The sequence below is a fragment of the Cupriavidus basilensis genome (assembly GCF_008801925.2).
Classification (GTDB): Bacteria; Pseudomonadota; Gammaproteobacteria; order Burkholderiales; family Burkholderiaceae; genus Cupriavidus; species Cupriavidus basilensis.
Genome location: NZ_CP062803.1, coordinates 157,947 through 174,907, shown reverse-complemented (window position 1 = coordinate 174,907; position 16,961 = coordinate 157,947). Strand labels below are relative to the sequence as shown.

General features: G+C 66.9%; 12 protein-coding genes. 2 read left to right on the top strand and 10 right to left on the bottom strand.

The genetic code is table 11. The features are described 5' to 3' along the window. Window positions 1-22: 22 nt before the first annotated feature. Window positions 23-682: a response regulator transcription factor gene (locus F7R26_RS00685; RefSeq protein ID WP_150985446.1), complete on the top strand. Its 660-nt coding sequence runs from the start codon at window positions 23-25 to the stop codon at window positions 680-682. Here the strand turns inward: F7R26_RS00685 and F7R26_RS00680 are convergent. After that, window positions 649-2,685 (bottom strand): sensor histidine kinase, encoded by a 2,037-nt coding sequence (locus F7R26_RS00680; RefSeq protein ID WP_150985445.1) that lies wholly within the window; start codon window positions 2,683-2,685, stop codon window positions 649-651. The two genes, F7R26_RS00685 and F7R26_RS00680, sit on opposite strands and share 34 nt — an antisense overlap. 238 nt (window positions 2,686-2,923) lie before the next feature. On the opposite strand from F7R26_RS00680, the gene F7R26_RS00675 reads away from it, so the two are divergent. After that, window positions 2,924-4,222, top strand: a complete 1,299-nt coding sequence (locus F7R26_RS00675; RefSeq protein WP_170301837.1) for an isoprenylcysteine carboxylmethyltransferase family protein — start codon at window positions 2,924-2,926, stop codon at window positions 4,220-4,222. A gap of 46 nt (window positions 4,223-4,268) precedes the next feature. On the opposite strand, the gene kdpE is transcribed toward F7R26_RS00675, so the two are convergent. The 9 genes from kdpE to F7R26_RS00630 form a co-directional block, all read right to left on the bottom strand. Beyond that, a complete protein-coding gene (gene kdpE / locus F7R26_RS00670) occupies window positions 4,269-4,964 on the bottom strand; it encodes a two-component system response regulator KdpE (RefSeq protein ID WP_150985443.1) in 696 nt (231 codons plus the stop codon). Window position 4,965: 1 nt separating this feature from the next. Then, on the bottom strand, window positions 4,966-7,899 hold the full coding sequence (locus F7R26_RS00665) for a sensor histidine kinase (RefSeq protein WP_150985442.1): 2,934 nt from the start codon (window positions 7,897-7,899) through the stop codon (window positions 4,966-4,968). A gap of 320 nt (window positions 7,900-8,219) precedes the next feature. After that, on the bottom strand, window positions 8,220-8,837 hold the full coding sequence (gene kdpC / locus F7R26_RS00660) for a potassium-transporting ATPase subunit KdpC (protein WP_150985441.1): 618 nt from the start codon (window positions 8,835-8,837) through the stop codon (window positions 8,220-8,222). Between the two features lie 48 nt (window positions 8,838-8,885). Further along, window positions 8,886-11,105, bottom strand: a complete 2,220-nt coding sequence (gene kdpB / locus F7R26_RS00655) for a potassium-transporting ATPase subunit KdpB (protein WP_150985440.1) — start codon at window positions 11,103-11,105, stop codon at window positions 8,886-8,888. A gap of 11 nt (window positions 11,106-11,116) precedes the next feature. Beyond that, window positions 11,117-12,937 carry a potassium-transporting ATPase subunit KdpA gene (gene kdpA, locus F7R26_RS00650; protein WP_150985439.1) on the bottom strand — a complete coding sequence of 607 codons (1,821 nt, stop codon included), beginning with the start codon at window positions 12,935-12,937 and terminating at the stop codon, window positions 11,117-11,119. Beyond that, window positions 12,937-13,026, bottom strand: coding sequence for a K(+)-transporting ATPase subunit F (kdpF, locus tag F7R26_RS00645; RefSeq protein ID WP_006164365.1), 90 nt, complete (start codon window positions 13,024-13,026; stop codon window positions 12,937-12,939). The genes kdpA and kdpF overlap by 1 nt, the downstream gene beginning before the upstream one ends. Continuing rightward, window positions 13,026-13,193, bottom strand: coding sequence for a hypothetical protein (locus F7R26_RS00640; RefSeq protein ID WP_170301836.1), 168 nt, complete (start codon window positions 13,191-13,193; stop codon window positions 13,026-13,028). The genes kdpF and F7R26_RS00640 overlap by 1 nt, the downstream gene beginning before the upstream one ends. Window positions 13,194-13,466: 273 nt before the next feature. Further along, window positions 13,467-15,551, bottom strand: coding sequence for a hypothetical protein (locus F7R26_RS00635; protein WP_150985438.1), 2,085 nt, complete (start codon window positions 15,549-15,551; stop codon window positions 13,467-13,469). Window positions 15,552-15,871: 320 nt separating this feature from the next. Continuing rightward, window positions 15,872-16,843: a magnesium and cobalt transport protein CorA gene (locus F7R26_RS00630; protein ID WP_150985437.1), complete on the bottom strand. Its 972-nt coding sequence runs from the start codon at window positions 16,841-16,843 to the stop codon at window positions 15,872-15,874. Window positions 16,844-16,961 lie beyond the last annotated feature (118 nt).

The window sequence follows — 16,961 nt, the reverse complement described above, 5'->3', positions numbered from 1 at the left end:
GCAACCGCTGCAAGGTTTTGGAATGGGCAATCTGGTCCTGCTCGAGGATGAGGTCGAACTGCGCGAGGAAATAGCGGCTTTCCTGCAAAAGCGAGGCTGGAAGGTCAGCCAGGCCGGCAGCCTGGCGCAATTCCGGCCGCTGGCCGCACAGGCGGACATTGCCGTCATCGACGTCATGCTCCCCGACGGCACGGGTTTCGATGCGGCCAGCCGCCTGCGCCGCGAGCGCCCCGGCTGCGGCATCGTCATGCTCACGGCCCGTGGCGAAACGCAGGACAAGCTGCACGGCCTGAACGGCGGGGCGGACCACTATCTCGTCAAGCCGATCAAGCTGCTCGAATTTGACGCCATCCTGCGCGCCTTGAGCCGCCGCGTCGTCTCCAACTGGTGGCTCGACCGGCAGGCCAGCACGCTGGTGGCGCCTGCGGGAGCCCGCCTGACCGTGTCGTCCAACGAGAGCAAGCTGCTCGAAATGCTGGCGCTCCATCCCACCCAGCCCGTCGATCGCCGCCAGATCGCCGAAGGCTTCGGCTTTGACTGGCTGAGCTACGACGAGCGCCGGCTGGAGACCATGGTCAGCCGCCTGCGGCAACGCTGGCGCAGCGAATCGGGCAGCGAATTGCCGCTCAAGACCGCCCACCGCAAGGGCTATACGTTCGCCGCGCCCATCGCGCTGGCCTGAGCCTGCACCCCCGGCGGCGCCGACGGCAGAAAAATCGTGGCGCGGCAGCCCTGCCCCGGCGCACTGTCCAGGGTCAAGGTGCCACCCTGCATTTCTACCATGCGCCGGGCCAGCGACAAGCCAAGCCCGGTTCCCGGTTTCTGGCCGGCATTCTGGCCGCGATAAAAGCGCTCGAATACGCGCGGCAGGTCCGCCGCCTCGATGCCGGGACCGTTGTCCTGCACTTCCAGCACCACGCCATCGGCCACCTCCCGCCCCCGCAAGACCACCCGGCAGCCCGCGGGCGTGTACTTCACCGCGTTGTCGGCCAGCGTGCGCAATGCCAGCCGCAGCAGGCTGGCGTCGCACAGGAAGGCTTCTGGCAAGCCCTCCCCATCTACCTCCAGCCGGTGCCCCTCTGACAGCAGTTGCGCTGCGGCGGCGGCGTCCTCCAGCAAGTCCGCCAGCCTGGTGGGTGACGGCCGCGAGCCATGCCGCAGCAATTCGAAGCCATCTTCATGCAGGGAGTCATTGAGCAGCATGGTCAGGCGTTGCGTGGCGCGCAGGATCTTCTGGTACCGGGCCGAGGTCTGCGGGTCATCATGGGCATCGTCCAGGTCCAGGTTCTGCGCCGTGGCATCGATCACCGCCAGCGGCGTGCGCAGCTCATGCGAGACGGTGGACAGGAACTGCCGCTGCTCCTCCTGCGCGCGCCGCTCCAGCGACAGCGACGCTTCCACCTGCGCCATGGCGCTCCTGAGCGCCTGGGTGCGCAAGGCAACCTTGACCTCCAGGTCGCGCTCGGCCTGGCGTGCCACGCGCAAGGCTTCGGCCTGGGCGGCCTCCTTTTCGGCGCGCATGTCGGTGTAGCGCCAGCTGATGGCCGAATTCATGATGAGCACGAACGCCATCATGCCCAGGTAGTTGGCGTTGTCGACGAACGGGCCGGGGTCGATCACGCCGACGTTGCGCGCCAGGCGCAGCACGGTGCCGCCGAAAAGCAGAACCAGGACGAACAAAAGCACACGCGCGGCCTTTTGGCCGCGCCATGTCATCGCCGCAGAGACGAGCAGCAGTATCCCCATGGTAACGAGGCCCCAGAGCAGCGCCAGTGGGCGTATCCACCAGACGTCGCCCAGCAGCAAGCAGGGGGTCATGACCAGCGCCACCCCCCAGGCCAGCAGCGAAAAGCCGATCGCCCAACGCCGCCACGGCGACTCATACAGGCCCAGGTAGTGCGCCGTGAACAAGGTGCCAAGCGGCGTCGCGAAAAACCAGCTCACCACGTAGACGGCATCGCTAGTCAGCGGCCATCCAGGCAGGAGGTACTGATACGTGAAGCCCTCGGCGGACAGCGAGGTGAACAGATTGGCCAGTACCGTCAGGCTGAACAGGCCAAAGGAGAGATTGCGCGTGACCCAGTAAAACCAGACGCTGGTAATCAGCAAGACCAGGTGCGCTGCGTAGAACAAGCCAAACAGAAACAGCTCGGTGCCGATAAAGGAAATGAACGCTTCCGGCGACCACGCCACCAGGGGAAAGCTCATCGTGCTGGTACTGCGCACGCGCAAATACACGGTGACCGGCTTGTCCACCGGCAAGTCGAGCTGAAACACCGGATTGCGGTAATCCACGTCGCGCCCCGCCACCGGCCGTCTGTCGCCGGACACCCGCTGCACGTAACCACCCGCCGTTAGCGGCTCGAACAGCGTAACGTCGTCCAGCAGCGCCGAGCGCAGCTCCAGCAACCATACGGGCGCGGCTTGCGCGGGCCGCGTCAGGGTGATGCGCAGCCAGACGGCCCCCTTCACGTAGCCAAGGGCGGGAGGGGAGTACTGGGGCTGGAAGGCCGCCGCGAACTCGGGCCGCGTTAGCTGCTCGATGGTCAGCACATCCTGCGGATCGCGCAGCAGCTCCCAATGCTCGCCGAGAGAGACCTCCCCCGACGCCGGCAGGCGCATGTCCGCCCATGCGGCGGAGTGGCCGAGCCAGCACAAGAGAACGATCCAGAATAGCCGAAGCATTGTCCCTTCAAATCGTGTTTCGCGTAAAAAGGCCATGACTATATCCCAGCAAGGATCGGCCTTTTTCACTTTCCCAGGCAATGTCAGGATTTGTCAGTTTTACGGTGATTCCATTGGATAGGATCGGCGCAGATAACAGATAACAGATCACAGCACTCGACATCTATCCGCCATGCGCAATCAAGCCAGTCGCACTCACTGCGATATCCAACATGGCGTCACCGAGGGGAACCAGTCAGTGACGACACCGCAAGACAAAGCGCTACGGCCCCGCTCAGCCACCCACGGCGCCGTCGCCGCCGTTGGCCTGGCCGCCTTCCTGCTTGCCGTCACCATCGTGCGCACCGACCGGCCCTTCGGCGAGAACATGGTCCATTCAGCCTTGTTCATCGTCGGGGTGACGGCGGCGGCCATCTTCCTGCTCGACCTGATCTGGCGCAAGGTGCACTTGCGCGCCTCCACCGGCCTGGATTTTTCCCGGGACAATCCGTCGTGGCACCGCAGCCTGACCAAATTTGCGGGCCTGCTTGGCAGCATGGGCTTTGTCGGCCTGCTGTACTGGCTGTTCCCCGAATATCATGCGGACTTCTACGCGCGCTATTTCTCCATGCTGGCAATCGTGCTGCCGGCCTGGGTCTCACTGGCGCTGCCCTATTTCTTCTTCGTCGACCGCAAGATGGCCCGGCCCCTGGATGGCTACTGGCACATGGGCAAGCTGGTCACGCTGCAGTGGGACAAGATGGATGGCAAGGTGGTGGGGCAGCAGCTGCTAGCGTGGTTGATCAAGGGCTTCTTCCTGCCCCTGATGTTCACCTATATGTGCAATGACCTGGCGCGCTTCATCGCCGCCGACTTTGCGCTGCTGACGAGCTTCAAGGCCTGGTTCGACCTGCTCTACGGCTTCCTGTATTTCATCGATGTCGGCCTGGTGGTGATGGGCTACCTGATGGCGCTGCGCATCACCGACACGCACGTGCGCTCGGCTGAGCCGTCCATGCTGGGCTGGGCAGTGGCGCTGATATGCTACGAGCCGTTCTGGTCGCTGATCGGGCGGCAGTACCTGCATTACGAGACCGGCCTTCAGTGGGGCGCATGGCTTTGGAACACACCGCTGCTCTATGGCATCTGGGGCAGCGCGATCCTGGCGCTGACGGCGATCTACGTCTGGGCAACGGTGATCTTCGGCGCGCGGTTCTCGAACCTGACCCACCGGGGCATCATCACCAACGGGCCTTACCGGTGGACCAAGCATCCCGCCTATGTGGCCAAGAACCTGTCCTGGTGGATGATCTCCATCCCCTTCATGGCCCAGGGCTCGGCGGATGAAACACTACGCCACTGCCTGCTGCTGCTGGCCTTGAATGGCATCTATGCAATGCGGGCCATGACGGAAGAGCGGCACCTGTCCCAGGATCCGGACTATGTGGCTTACGCCAGATGGATCGACCACCACGGCATGTTCCGTTTCCTGCGGCATCTGCCCGTGCTGGGCAACCTGCGCTACAGGCCACCGGCGCCACTTGAGCCGGCCGCCTGATTACCTGACTACCCATCGGCCGGCACCCTGTTGCCGGCCGATGGCATCACCCAACGAACCGATATCCCACCCCCACCTCCGTCATCAGGTGCGCGGGTTGCGCGGGATCGGCTTCCAGCTTGTGGCGCAGGTGCCCCATGTACACCCGCAGGTAGTGGCTGCTCTCCGAGTGCGCCGGCCCCCAGACTTCACGCAGCAGTTCGCGATGCGTCATGACCTTGCCGCGATGCGCGATCAGCACGGCGAGCAGGCGATACTCGATCGGCGTCAGGTGCACATCCTGCCCGGCGCGGGTGACCACGCGGTTGGCCAGGTCGATCTGCACCTCGCCAAAGCCGACCTGCGGCGTGCCTTGCGGATTGGTCTTGGCGTGGCGGCGCAGCAGCACACGCACGCGCGCGATCAGCTCGCCCACGCCGAAGGGCTTGGTCAGGTAGTCGTCCGCGCCAGCGTCCAGCGCGGCGATCTTGTCGTCCTCGCCAGAGCGCGCCGACAGCACCAGCACCGGCACTTCGGTCCAGGTACGCATCTCGCGGATCAGCGTCATGCCGTCGCCATCGGGCAGGCCCAGGTCGAGGATCACCACGTCGGGCTGGCGCGTGCCGGCATCGATCAGGCCGCGCTTGAGCGTCTCGGCCTCATGCACGGCGCAGCCTTCTGCCTGCAGCGCCTCGCGCACGAAGCGCCGGATATGCGGCTCGTCTTCGACCAGCAAGACAGTTGGCGAAAATTCAAATGCCATTTTAGTTGGACTCCTTGTGTGCTGCATCGTGCGCAACCAGCCCGGCGCCGTTGCCGTGCGTGGCAAGCTGCGCCGATTCAAGTGCCTCGGGCGGCTCGGCCTCGATCGCAGGCGGATTGCCGCGCGGCAGCGCCACGACAAAGCGCGCGCCGGTGTGGTCCGCGTTCACGCTCTCCACCCAGATGCGCCCGCCGTGCACCTGCACGATGGCCTCGCACACGGCCAGGCCGAGGCCAACGCCCGCGGTCGCGGATTCGCGCTCGCCGCGCGTGAATTTCTGGAAGATCGAGAGTTCTTGCCCGCGCGGCACGCCGGGGCCGTCATCCTCCACCGCGAGCCGCACCTCCGCTTCGACCACTTCGCCGGAGATGCGGATGCCGGTGCCCGGCGGCGTGTACTTGGCAGCGTTCTCCAGCAGGTTGCACAGCACCCGCTCCATCAGCACCGCATCGCACTCCACCAGCGGCAGCGCCGACAGATCCGCGACCGACACATGGTGCCGCGACAACGCATCACGCATGCCGGCAAGCGCCGCGCCGACCAGCTCTTCGAGCGACTGCCACTCCTTTTGCATGCGCACGTCGCGGCTTTGCAGCCGCGCCATGTCGAGCAGATTGACCACCATGGTGCGCATGCGCAACGCTTGCTCGCGCATGGCGGCGACGGTTTCCGACAGCGGCGCAGGCAGCGGCGGCTCGGTGCGCTGCATGGTCTCGGCCATGCCGATCAGGCTGGTCAGCGGCGTGCGCAGATCATGCGAGACGGCGGCCAGCAGCGAGCTGCGCAGCCGCTCCGACTCCATCGACACCAGCGCCTGCTGCGCGACCTCCACGTAATGCAGCCGCTCGATGGCGATCGCGATCAGCGTGGCGAACACGTCGATCTGGCGGCGCCGCTCGGGCCGCGCAAAGGCACGCCACTCCTGCGGCTCCACCGCCAGCACACCGCGCGTCTGCATCGGCGCCTTGAGCGGCAGGTAGAGCACGGTGCTGCCCGGCAGCGTATGCGTGCCGGTGCCGGCGGGCTGGCCGTGATCAAACACCCATTGCGCCAGCACGGGATCGATCGCGTCATTGCCTCGCTGCGTGGGATCGATCACCGGCGGCATCAGCCGCCCCTTGGGCGAGACGAGGAAGAACGCCGAGCGCGCACCAAGCGCGGCTTGCAGGAAGCGGCTGCTGATGTCGATGATCTGCTCTGGCATCAAGGCAGCGGACAACTCGCGCGCCAGCTCGTACAGGGTGCGCGCATCGGTCTCGCGCTCCACCGACACCTGGGCCTGCTCGCGCAGCCCGGCGGTAAGCTGGCCGATCACCAGGCCCACCGTCAGCAACACCGCGAACGTCACGAGGTACTGCACGTCGCTCACCGCGAAGGACATGCGCGGCGGCACGAAGAAAAAGTCGAAGGCCGCCACCGACAGCACCGAAGCCAGCGCGGCGGGGCCGCGGCCGTGGCGCAGCGCCACGCCGACCACGGCCGCGAGGAACAACATCGCGATATTGACCAGGTCGAACCATGGCCGCGTCAGCGCCGACAACAAGCTGGCGCCCCCGCACCATGCAACCGCCCACAGGTAGTCGATGCGGTGCGCCACCACGCTGCTGTCGTCGTTGCGCGCCGGATCCTCGCGCACGTCGGCGCGCCCGCCCGCCGGCTGAGCGCGGCCGCGCGTATCGGCGCCCATGGCGTCGGCGGCCACGCGGATCACGTCGATCTCCGGGCAACCGAGCGCCAGCGAATCGGCAAAGCTATGGCGCCCGAACAGCCAGGCACGCGTGCCCAGGAACGGCGACAAGCCGAGCGCCAGCAGCGCCCGGCCGCGTGCCAGGAGGCTGCCGCCGCTGCGGCGCCAGTTGCCGGGGGCCCGCCCGACAACAACCTTGGTGAGGTTGTGGCGCCGCACATAACCCGCCACCGCCTGCACGATATCGCTGCCGGCCAGCGTCTCGGTGCGCGCGCCCAGCTCTTCGGCCAGCCGCATCGCCTCCTCGATATTCGCGCGCTCGTGCCCGGCGAGCGGCGCCAGGCGCGGCGTGGCCACCGTGACCACATGCCAGTCGCAATCGAGCTGCCCGGCCAGCCGGCGCGCGCTCTTGACCACCTGCGCGGCATCGTCGCCGGTGCCGATGCACGCGAGCACTGCCTCGCGCGTGCGCCACACCGGACGGATGGATTCGGCATGGCGGTATGCGCGCACGTCGTCGTCGACGCGGTCGGCGGTGCGGCGCAGCGCGAGCTCGCGCAACGCGATCAGGTTGCCCTTGCGGAAAAAATTGGTGGCCGCGGTGCGCGCCTGCTCCGGCAGGTAGACCTTGCCGTCGCGCAGCCGCCGCAGCAATTCGTCGGCGGGCAGGTCCACCAGGATGACTTCGTCGGCGTCATCGAAGACCGTGTCGGGTACCGTCTCCCACACACGGATGCCGGTGATGCCGCCCACCGCCTCGTTAAGGCTGTCCAGGTGCTGCACGTTGACGGTGGTCCATACATCGATGCCGGCCGAGAGCAGCTCCTCGATGTCCTGCCAACGCTTGGGGTGGCGGCTGCCGGACGCGTTGGAGTGCGCCAGCTCGTCGACCAGGATCAGCGCCGGGCGCCGGGCCAGCGCGCCGTCCAGGTCGAACTCCTGCAGCACGCGGTCGTCGAGCTTGTGATGCGGCATGGCCTTCATTGGCAGCCGCTCCAGCCCCGCGACCAACGCCTCGGTCTCCGCGCGGCCATGGGTCTCCACCACGCCGATCACGACATCGCTGCCCTGCTCGCGCAGCGCTCGCGCCGCGGTCAGCATGGCAAAGGTCTTGCCCACGCCCGCGGAGGCGCCGAAATACACCCGCAGCTTGCCGCGCGCGGCGCGCTCGCCCTCCTGCTGCATGCGTTGCAGCAAGGCATCGGGATCGGGCCGGCCGGGGGCGTCGCGCTGGGCGGTGTCAGGCATGGTGGGGGTCATTGCCCGGGAGGAGGATGGATGAAAACGATTGTGCCACGCCTGAGGTCAAACCCCGCGCGAATAGCGCGCCGGCGGCGCATGCCGAAGCCGCCGAACGGGCCAAGACCACGCGCCATGACGACGGCTGTCTCTCCCTCTCCCCTCATGGGGAGAGGGCCGGGGAGAGGGGCGGTTCGGCTAGGAGCCACTGGAAGCGGAGCCAACGGTTTTATCCGGCCCGCCCTTCTCCCGCCCCTCCCGCCCTTCTCCCGCCATGCGGGAGAGGGGAGCAAACCCGTGGATGCATGGCGAGGCAATCGCGTGCGCCCTTACCGCTTCTCGGCATCCAGCGCCAGGTTCAACTGGAGCACATTCACCACCGGATCCCCCATCACCGCAAGCAGCGGCTTTTCCGTGTTGGCCGCAACCAGCGCCTCTACGCGCTCCAGCGGCAGGCCGCGCAAGCGGGCCACGCGCACCGCCTGGTACTGCGCCGCGGCCGGGCTGATCTGCGGATCGAGGCCACTGCCCGAAGCCGTGACCAGATCCACCGGCACGGGCGCCTTGTTGCCGGGGTCCGCCTCGCGCAGCGCGTCGATACGGGCGCGCGCGGCATCGGTCAGGGCCGGGTTGCTCGGGCCAAGGTTGGAGCCGCCGGAAGCCGCGGCGTTGTAAGGCATGGGCGCGGTGGCCGACAAGCGGCCCCAGAAGTACTTCGGATCCGAGAACGGCTGGCCGATCAGTTCCGAGCCGATGGCGCGGCCGTCCTTGACGATCAGCGAGCCGGCCGCTTCATGCGGGAACACGACGCGCGAGATGCCGGTGATCACGCCGGGGTACAGCAGGCCGGTAACGGCCGACAGCACGACGAAGATCGTCAGCATGGGGCGCAGCAGGCCACCCTGGATGGGCGTGGCGGGCTGGGCGGGTTGGACTTGCGTATTCATGGATGGCTCCGTTTATGTTCAGCGCGTTCGATGCGTTCGATGCTGCGCTCAGACCCAGCCGAACAGGGTCAGGATCATGTCGATCACCTTGATGCCGACAAAGGGCACCAGGATGCCGCCGAGGCCGTACACCAGCAGGTTGCGCCGCAGCAAGATGGCCGCGCCGAGCGGCCGGTACACCACGCCGCGCAGCGCCAGCGGGATCAGCACCACGATGATCAGCGCGTTGAAGATCACCGCCGACAAGATGGCCGAGGCCGGCGTGGACAAGCCCATCACGTTGAGCTGGTTGAGCTGCGGATACGTGGTGGCGAACGCTGCCGGGATGATGGCGAAGTACTTCGCCACATCATTGGCCACGCTGAAGGTGGTGAGCGAGCCGCGCGTCATCAGCATCTGCTTGCCGATCTCGACGATCTCGATCAGCTTGGTCGGATTGCTGTCGAGGTCGACCATGTTGCCGGCTTCTTTTGCCGCCTGCGTGCCGCTGTTCATCGCCACCGCCACGTCGGCCTGCGCCAGCGCCGGTGCGTCGTTGGTGCCGTCGCCGGTCATCGCCACCAGGCGGCCTTCGGCCTGGTAGTCGCGGATCAGCTTGAGCTTGGCTTCGGGCGTGGCTTCGGCAAGGAAGTCATCGACGCCGGCCTCCGCTGCGATCGACGCGGCGGTGAGGCGGTTGTCACCGGTGATCATCACCGTCTTGATGCCCATCTTGCGCAGCTCGCCGAAACGCTCGCGAATGCCAGCCTTGACGATGTCCTTGAGCTCCACCACGCCGAGCACGCGTACATGCTCGCCATCGGTGCTGGACTCCGCCACCACCAGCGGCGTGCTGCCGGCGCGGGCCACGTCGTCCACCGCCTGCATCACGGCCTCGGGGAACTTGCCGGCGCGCTCGGTCACGTACTTGCGCACGGCATCGGCGGCGCCCTTGCGCACGCTGCGCCCGCCGGCATCCACGCCGCTCATGCGGGTCTGCGCGGTGAACGGCACGAAGATCGGGCGCAGCGCGCTGATATCGGGCGTGGCGGCGCCGGCCTGCTGGCGCGCCAGCGTGACGATGCTGCGGCCTTCCGGCGTCTCATCGGCCAGCGATGACAGCCAGGCGGCTTCGGCCAGTTGCTGCGCCGACACGCCGGGCGCGGCGATAAAGCGCGAAGCCTGGCGGTTGCCGTGCGTGATGGTGCCGGTCTTGTCGAGCAGCAGCACGTCCACGTCGCCGGCGGCTTCCACCGCGCGGCCCGAGGTGGCGATCACGTTGGCTTCCATCATGCGGCTCATGCCGGCCACGCCGATGGCCGACAGCAGGCCGCCGATGGTGGTCGGGATCAGGCACACCAGCAGCGCGATCAGCACGGTGATGGTGACGGGCATGCCGGCCTTGGCGACCAGCACGCTGTACACCGAGAACGGCTGCAGCGTGGCGGTGGCCAGCAGCAGCACGATGGTCAGGCCCACCAGCAGGATGGTCAGCGCCAGTTCGTTCGGCGTCTTCTGCCGCTTGGCGCCTTCCACCATGGTGATCATGCGGTCGATGAAGCTCTCGCCCGGATTGGTGGTGATGCGCACCACGATCCAGTCGGACAGCACGCGCGTGCCGCCGGTGACCGAAGAAAAGTCGCCGCCGGACTCGCGGATCACGGGAGCCGATTCGCCGGTAATGGCGCTCTCGTCGACCGAGGCCACGCCTTCGATCACGTCCCCGTCGCCGGGCACCATGTCGCCCGCCTCGACCAGCACCACGTCGCCACGGCGCAGCGCGGCAGCGCCGCGCGCCTCGGTGGCGCCGGCGGCGCGGTAGTCGCGCCGGCCCTCCTTGACCAGCTTGGCGGTGACGGTGGTCTTGAGCCCGCGCAGCGCTTCGGCTTGCTGCTTGCTGCGGCCCTCGGCCAGCGCTTCGGCAAAGTTGGCGAACAGCACGGTGAACCACAGCCACACCGACACGGCCAGGATAAACCCGGCGCTCTCGCCGCCCGCCGTGGCGGGCGAGAACAGCGCGCGGAAGAACAGGATCGTGGTCAGGATGCTGCCCGCATAAACCACGAACATCACCGGGTTGCGCAACTGATCGCGCGGCGAGAGCTTCTTCACCGAATCGAGCAGGGCCGGCTTGACGAGCTCGGGCGCGAACATGCCGCCGCGCGGGCGATGATGGCCGCCGCTCTTTTGCGCGGCCAGGGCCGGCGTGACCACGCTGGTGGCCGGGGTAGTGTTTGCCGGTGCCGCGCCGGCGTTCTTGCTGCGCGTCACCATGGATTCTTGTTGCATGCGTTTCTCCATTACTTGCTAGCCGCCGAGACCACCGGCGCCTGCAGCTGCTCCGCCACCGGGCCCAGCGCCAGCGCCGGGATATAGGTGAGCGCGCCCACCATCAGCACCGATCCGACCAGCAGCACCACGAACAGCGGGCCGTGCGTGGGCATGGTGCCGCCCGTCACCGGCAGCCTGCGCTTGGCCGCCAGCGAGCCCGCCATGGCCAGGATCGGCACGATGATCCAGAAGCGGCCGAACCACATCGCCGCAGCCAGCGCCACGTTGTAGAAGGGCGTGTTGGCAGACAAGCCGCCGAAGGCGCTGCCGTTGTTGTTGGCAGCCGACGAGAACGCATAGAGGATTTCCGAGAAGCCGTGCGTGCCGGGGTTGAACACACCGGCGCGGCCCGGCTCCACCATCACCGCCACCGCCGTGCCCAGGAGCACCAGCAGCGGCGTGACGAGGATCGCCACCGCGGTCATCTTCATCTCATAGGTCTCGATCTTCTTGCCCAGGTACTCCGGCGTGCGGCCGATCATCAGGCCCGCGATGAACACGGCGAGCACCGCATACACCAGCATGCCGTACAGGCCCGAGCCCACGCCGCCGAACACCACTTCGCCAAGCTGCATCAGCAGCATCGGCACCAGCCCGCCGATGGCGGTGAAGGAGTCGTGCATGGCGTTGACCGCGCCGCACGACGCCGCCGTGGTGATGGTGGCGAACAGCGCGGTGGCGGCGATGCCAAAGCGCGTTTCCTTGCCTTCCATGTTGCCGCCCGCCTGCAGCGCGCTGGCCGCGTGGTCGATCGGCAATCCCGCCAGCGCGGCGTTGGCCTGCTGCTCGGAGAGCGCCGCCACGCACGCCATGACGATAAAGATCACCGCCATCGAGGCCAGGATCGCCACGCCCTGGCGGCGGTCCTTGACCATCTCGCCGAAGGTGAAGCACAAGGCCGCCGGAATCAGGAAGATGGCCAGCATCTGGATCAGGTTGGCGAGCTCCGTCGGGTTCTCGTAGGGATGGGCCGAATTAGCGTTGAAGAAGCCGCCGCCGTTGGTGCCGAGCATCTTGATGGCTTCCTGCGAAGCCACCGGGCCCATTGCCAGTGTCTGCTTGTCGGTCTTCATGGCCTCCATCACCGGCGCGCCCTTGGCGTCGAGCACGGGCTGGCCGGCTGCGTCCACCTTGGGCTGGCTGTATTCGACCGGCGTGACCAGGCTGACTTCCTTGTAGCTGTCGAAATTCTGGATCACGCCCTGGCTGACCAGCGCCAGCGCGATCGCGGCGGCAATCGGCACCAGCACGTAAAGCGTGCAGCGCGTCATGTCGACCCAGAAGTTGCCGATGGTGGCCGCGCTCTGGCGCGCAAAGCCGCGGATCAGCGCGAACACCACTGCGATGCCGGTAGCCGCCGAGAAGAAGTTCTGCACCGTGAGCGCCAGCATCTGCGTGAGATAGCTCATGGTGGACTCGCCCGCATAGCCCTGCCAGTTCGTGTTGGAGACGAAACTGACGGCGGTGTTGAAGGCGGAGTCCGGCGCAACGGCGCCAAAGCCTTGCGGGTTGAGCGGCAGCCAGACCTGCACACGCTGCAGCACGTAGACGGCCACCACGCCCAGCATGTTGAAGGCGATGACCGCGATGGCATATTGCTTCCAGCCCATCTCGGCATTGGCGCGCACGCCCGCCACGCGGTACAGCACGCGCTCAAGCGGGCGGCCCCAGGCGGTGGCGAGGTAGCGGTCGTCTTCCATCGCGCGGCGGATATAACGCCCCACGAAGGGCGCGAGCGCCAGCAGGATGGCTAGGTAGAGGACCAGTAGTCCCAGGAATTCGGTGGACATCAGAATTTCTCCGGCCGGAACAGGGCGATCAGGAGGTAGATAAAGACAGCAACGGCGAGCACGCCGCCCAGCAGGTCAGCCCAATCCATCACAGCCTCCTGTCGGTGGCGCTGTCCTTGCGGCGCGCGTCGGCGGCTTCTGCGCCCGGCCCCTCGGCCGCTCCCGGCGGTTTGCCTGCGAGCGCGGCGCACAAGAGCAGCAGTGCGCCGGTCAGCGCACCAAACAGCAACAAACCAATGAAATAGATCCCGTCCATGGCAAACACCGTGAGTGATTCACAGATGGCAGATTAGGGATCGAGCGGTAAAAACGGGGTAGAGAGGGGAGGCGGGGGTGTAAAGAAGATATAAAAATCGCGTAAAAACGGTGCGAATGCCCGTGGCGGCGCGCGTCCCGCTTGCCGGGCATCGGCGCTAGTGAAAAAAAAAGCCCCGCAGGCTGTTGGCCTTGCGGGGCTATGCAGGTCGCCGAAGCCGGCTGTGGCGCCGGCTGCGTCAGGAGCGCCTGATCCGTTACGTCAGTTGCACGGTCAGTTGTAGGTAAAGACCGCTGACTTGTTGCTGTTATCCAGCATGCGGTACCCGAACAGCAGCCCGCGGCTGGTGGTGGCCGTGAAGGCCGGCACCGCCGCGTTGACCACGATCGAGGTCGCGCCCTTGGGCGCCGGCGTGGCGGTGCTCCAGGTGCCGCTGTTGTCGACCGTGGCGGCAACGCTGCCGATCTGCTGGGCGGCGACGTTCTGCACCCAGTCCGCCGTCAGCGACGTCTGCGCACCGGCCAGGCTCGAGTTGGACGGGTCCAGTGCGGCCAGCGACTTGCTGCCCAGCGTGTTCCACGGCAGGTTCGCCCCTTGGGTGGCCGGCACGAGATCGCTCAGCAGGGTCTTGTTGTAGCTGTAGGTCGGCGTGGTGTTGGTGCCATGGAACAGCTCGATGCGGTACTTCGCGCCCTTGACCACCTTGGAGGCATCCGCGTTGTCCGCCGCTTGCGCCCATACCAGGCTGGCAGGATTGCCCGCCAGGGTGCTGGCCGCGCTACCGCTGAGGCCCGCGGTCCGCGAGAACCAGAAGTTCGGGCAGTTGTACGACGGCGCGGGCGGGCTGAGCTCGTTGCCGCACTGGGCGGTGACGGGCACCGTGCCGGTCTTGTTGCTCACATCCATATAGGTCTGGCCCACCTCGGCCGGGACCGGCGCGATATAGACGATGCCATTGCTCGGCAAGCCGGGCCCGGTCACGCGCGCATAGCTCAGGGGGGCGTTGTTGACCACGCTGCCCGGGCCCTTGGCGTTGATCATGAACTGGATGCCGCTCTGGAAGTGGCTGTAGTTGTTGTTGCCCTTGTTGAAGCCCGGGTTCATCTGCTCGACGCGCCGGATCTGGGGCTTGAGCGTGACGTCGACCGGCTGCTGGTTGCCGACCAGCCACCAGGTCGACGGATGCGCGCTGGACGCGCCGCCCGCGATATCGCGGGCCGTGGTGATGATGTTGCCGGGGTTGCCGCTGGCGTCCAGGTACCGGATGTTGAAGATGGCTTCGTCACGCCCCGAGGCCGTCGATGCGGCGGGATAGAACGCCATGATTTCCGGCACGCTGAACTGCGCGCCCGTCATGGTATCGCTGGTCAGGATGCCATAGAGCAATTGCCCGAAGTCGTAGCCGTTGTGCAGGAAGCCGATGCCGGCCGCGTTGCTCAAGTCAGCAGCGATGTTCTGGCATGCGGACGCCACCCCATCGACCTCCGGGCCGCCCTGCGACGCGCTCAGGCTGGCATTGGAGGACGTCACGCGCTGCGCGACGGGCAGCGCGAAGCAGGCCGAGAGCCCCTTGGCGACCGCCTGCGCTGCCTGCGGCAAGGCCGCGACGCCGGCGGGCGGCGCAGCGAGCGTGCCACCCGTGCTGGTGGCAGTGGCGATGGCCACGGGCGTCGGGTTGTCGACGGTGGCCAGCGCCAGCTTGCCGGTGGCGGGATCCGTGACCACCTTGACGATATCGAGCACCTGGTCGGCGGTATTGCCCACGCCGGTGGCGGTGGCGGCGGTAATCGCGGTCGAGAACGGATCGTAATTGGCGGGCGCGCCGATGGCGGCGAGCACGCTGGCGAGCTGCGCGACCACATTGGCGGTGACCTTTTGCAAGGCGGCGGCGTCCACCGTCTTGCCACTGACAAAAGTCAGCGGATTGCCGTCGGCGGCGAGTTGCGCCACGATGGCCGTGGTCAGCGGCGTGGCGTTGATGGTCAGTTGGGCGCCGGCAGCCGGCGTGACCGTGCTCACGCTGACCAGCGGGGCGGTGTTGCCCGTGGGGTCGGTGACGACCACGAAGAACGGCGCCACTTCGCCCGTCTTCAGGGTACAGGTGTAGGTGCCCAGCGCGCTGGTGGTGATAGCGGCTTCCTGGCAGGGGGACGCGCCCGCGCTGTCGGTAATGGCCACATTGGCGTTGGCCAGCGCCGCGCCGGTGGCGGCCGTGCCGGTCACCGCGGCTGCGGTGACCGGCTTGTCGCCGGCGGCGCCGCTGCTTGTGCTATCGCTGCCGCCGCCACCGCAGGCGGCCAGCGCCAGCAGCGCCGCGCCGCTCAGCGCGACCCCGAATGTCTGACGTTGAAGCTTCATTGGATTTCCCCCTGAGAATGGATTCCGGTGTTTCTTCCGCTTTTCTTTTTTTGCCGGCGCCGTGCTGGCAACATGATTTACGGCAGGACCCTGTTATTCATTAGCCGGCCGATGGCGGCGGTCTTGCGCCCCCCGGCACGGGCAAGACTAAGCAGCCGGCCGGCAGGTGGGAATCCCATAAACATGGCATGGCGCCCTACCCCGGCCTGCGCGGGGAGGCGCGGGGGGGAGGCGCGGGGAGGAGGCGTGAGGGAAGGCGGGCGGGGAAAGAAGGGGGGCGCCGTGGGGCGCCAGGCGTGGCAACCGGGTTGCCGCGCCGCTCAGATCCAGCCGGATTTATGCAGCTTGCGCCAGAGCCCGCCGCAGGCCAGCACGGTCACCCCGATCACGGTCGGATATGCATAGTGGAATTTCAGCTCCGGCATGAAGTTGAAGTTCATGCCGTACAAGCTGAACACCACGGTGGGAATCGCCAGGATGGCGCCCCAGCCGGCCAGGCGCTTGACCACTTCGTTCTGGCCCACCGTGACCAGGGCCAGGTTCACCTGCACCGCGGTGGTCAGCATCTCGCGCACCACGTCCAGGGTGCGCACCAGGCGGCTGGCATGGTCCTCGATGTCGCGGAAGTACGCGCGCAGCTCCTTGGGCACCAGGTCCTCGTGCAGCCGGATCAGTTGTCCGCAGATCTCCTCGATCGGGTAGACCGCATTGCGCAGGCGCAGCACCTGGCGCTTGATGTGGTACAGGTGCTCGATCGCGGCACGGTCGAACTCGTCGCGGAAGATACCTTGCTCAAGCTGCTCGAAGCCATCCTCGAGCCGGGTGACGATGGGCATGTAGTGGTCGACCACGAAATCCATCAGCGCGTAGAGCACGTAACCCGGGCCGTTGGCCAGCGCGCGCGCGTCGCTCTCGCAGCGCTCGCGCACCGGGGCGTAGCTGCTGCTCACGCCGTGGCGGACCGACACCACATAGTTAGGGCCGACAAACAGGTGGGTCTCGCCCACCACCACTTCGTCGTCTACCAGCTGTGCGGTGTTCAGCACGATGAAGATGGAGTCGCCGTAGGTCTCCAGCTTGGGGCGCTGGTGGGCATCAAGGGCATCCTCCACCGCCAGGTCGTGCAGGCCAAACTCCTGCTGCACCTTGCGCAGCAGCGCCAGGTCCGGTTCATGCAAGCCCAGCCAGACAAAGGTGCCCGGGACCGAGATTGCGTCACTGATCTGGTCCAGCGCGACATCACCCACGCGCTTGCCGCTGCGGTAGGCCACACTGTTGACGATCGCGCCCATGACTGCTCCCTTATTCAGATGGCGCAATCGTAACAAGAGCGCCGTCAACGCGCCGCATCCGGCACTGGTCTCGGGTCATCCGGCATTTGTTACAGTTCTGCACCCAGACGAAGTTAGA

Excerpts from the sequence above, each read along its gene's own strand:
- F7R26_RS00665 (WP_150985442.1), bottom strand. The coding sequence starts at position 7,899 with ATGCCTGACACCGCCCAGCGCGACGCCCCCGGCCGGCCCGATCCCGAT.
- kdpF (WP_006164365.1), bottom strand. The coding sequence starts at position 13,026 with ATGGATTGGGCTGACCTGCTGGGCGGCGTGCTCGCCGTTGCTGTCTTT.
- F7R26_RS00640 (WP_170301836.1), bottom strand. The coding sequence starts at position 13,193 with ATGGACGGGATCTATTTCATTGGTTTGTTGCTGTTTGGTGCGCTGACC.
- kdpB (WP_150985440.1), bottom strand. The coding sequence starts at position 11,105 with ATGCAACAAGAATCCATGGTGACGCGCAGCAAGAACGCCGGCGCGGCA.
- F7R26_RS00635 (WP_150985438.1), bottom strand. The coding sequence starts at position 15,551 with ATGAAGCTTCAACGTCAGACATTCGGGGTCGCGCTGAGCGGCGCGGCG.
- kdpA (WP_150985439.1), bottom strand. The coding sequence starts at position 12,937 with ATGTCCACCGAATTCCTGGGACTACTGGTCCTCTACCTAGCCATCCTG.
- kdpC (WP_150985441.1), bottom strand. The coding sequence starts at position 8,837 with ATGAATACGCAAGTCCAACCCGCCCAGCCCGCCACGCCCATCCAGGGT.
- kdpE (WP_150985443.1), bottom strand. The coding sequence starts at position 4,964 with ATGGCATTTGAATTTTCGCCAACTGTCTTGCTGGTCGAAGACGAGCCG.
- F7R26_RS00685 (WP_150985446.1), top strand. The coding sequence starts at position 23 with ATGGGCAATCTGGTCCTGCTCGAGGATGAGGTCGAACTGCGCGAGGAA.
- F7R26_RS00630 (WP_150985437.1), bottom strand. The coding sequence starts at position 16,843 with ATGGGCGCGATCGTCAACAGTGTGGCCTACCGCAGCGGCAAGCGCGTG.
- F7R26_RS00680 (WP_150985445.1), bottom strand. The coding sequence starts at position 2,685 with ATGCTTCGGCTATTCTGGATCGTTCTCTTGTGCTGGCTCGGCCACTCC.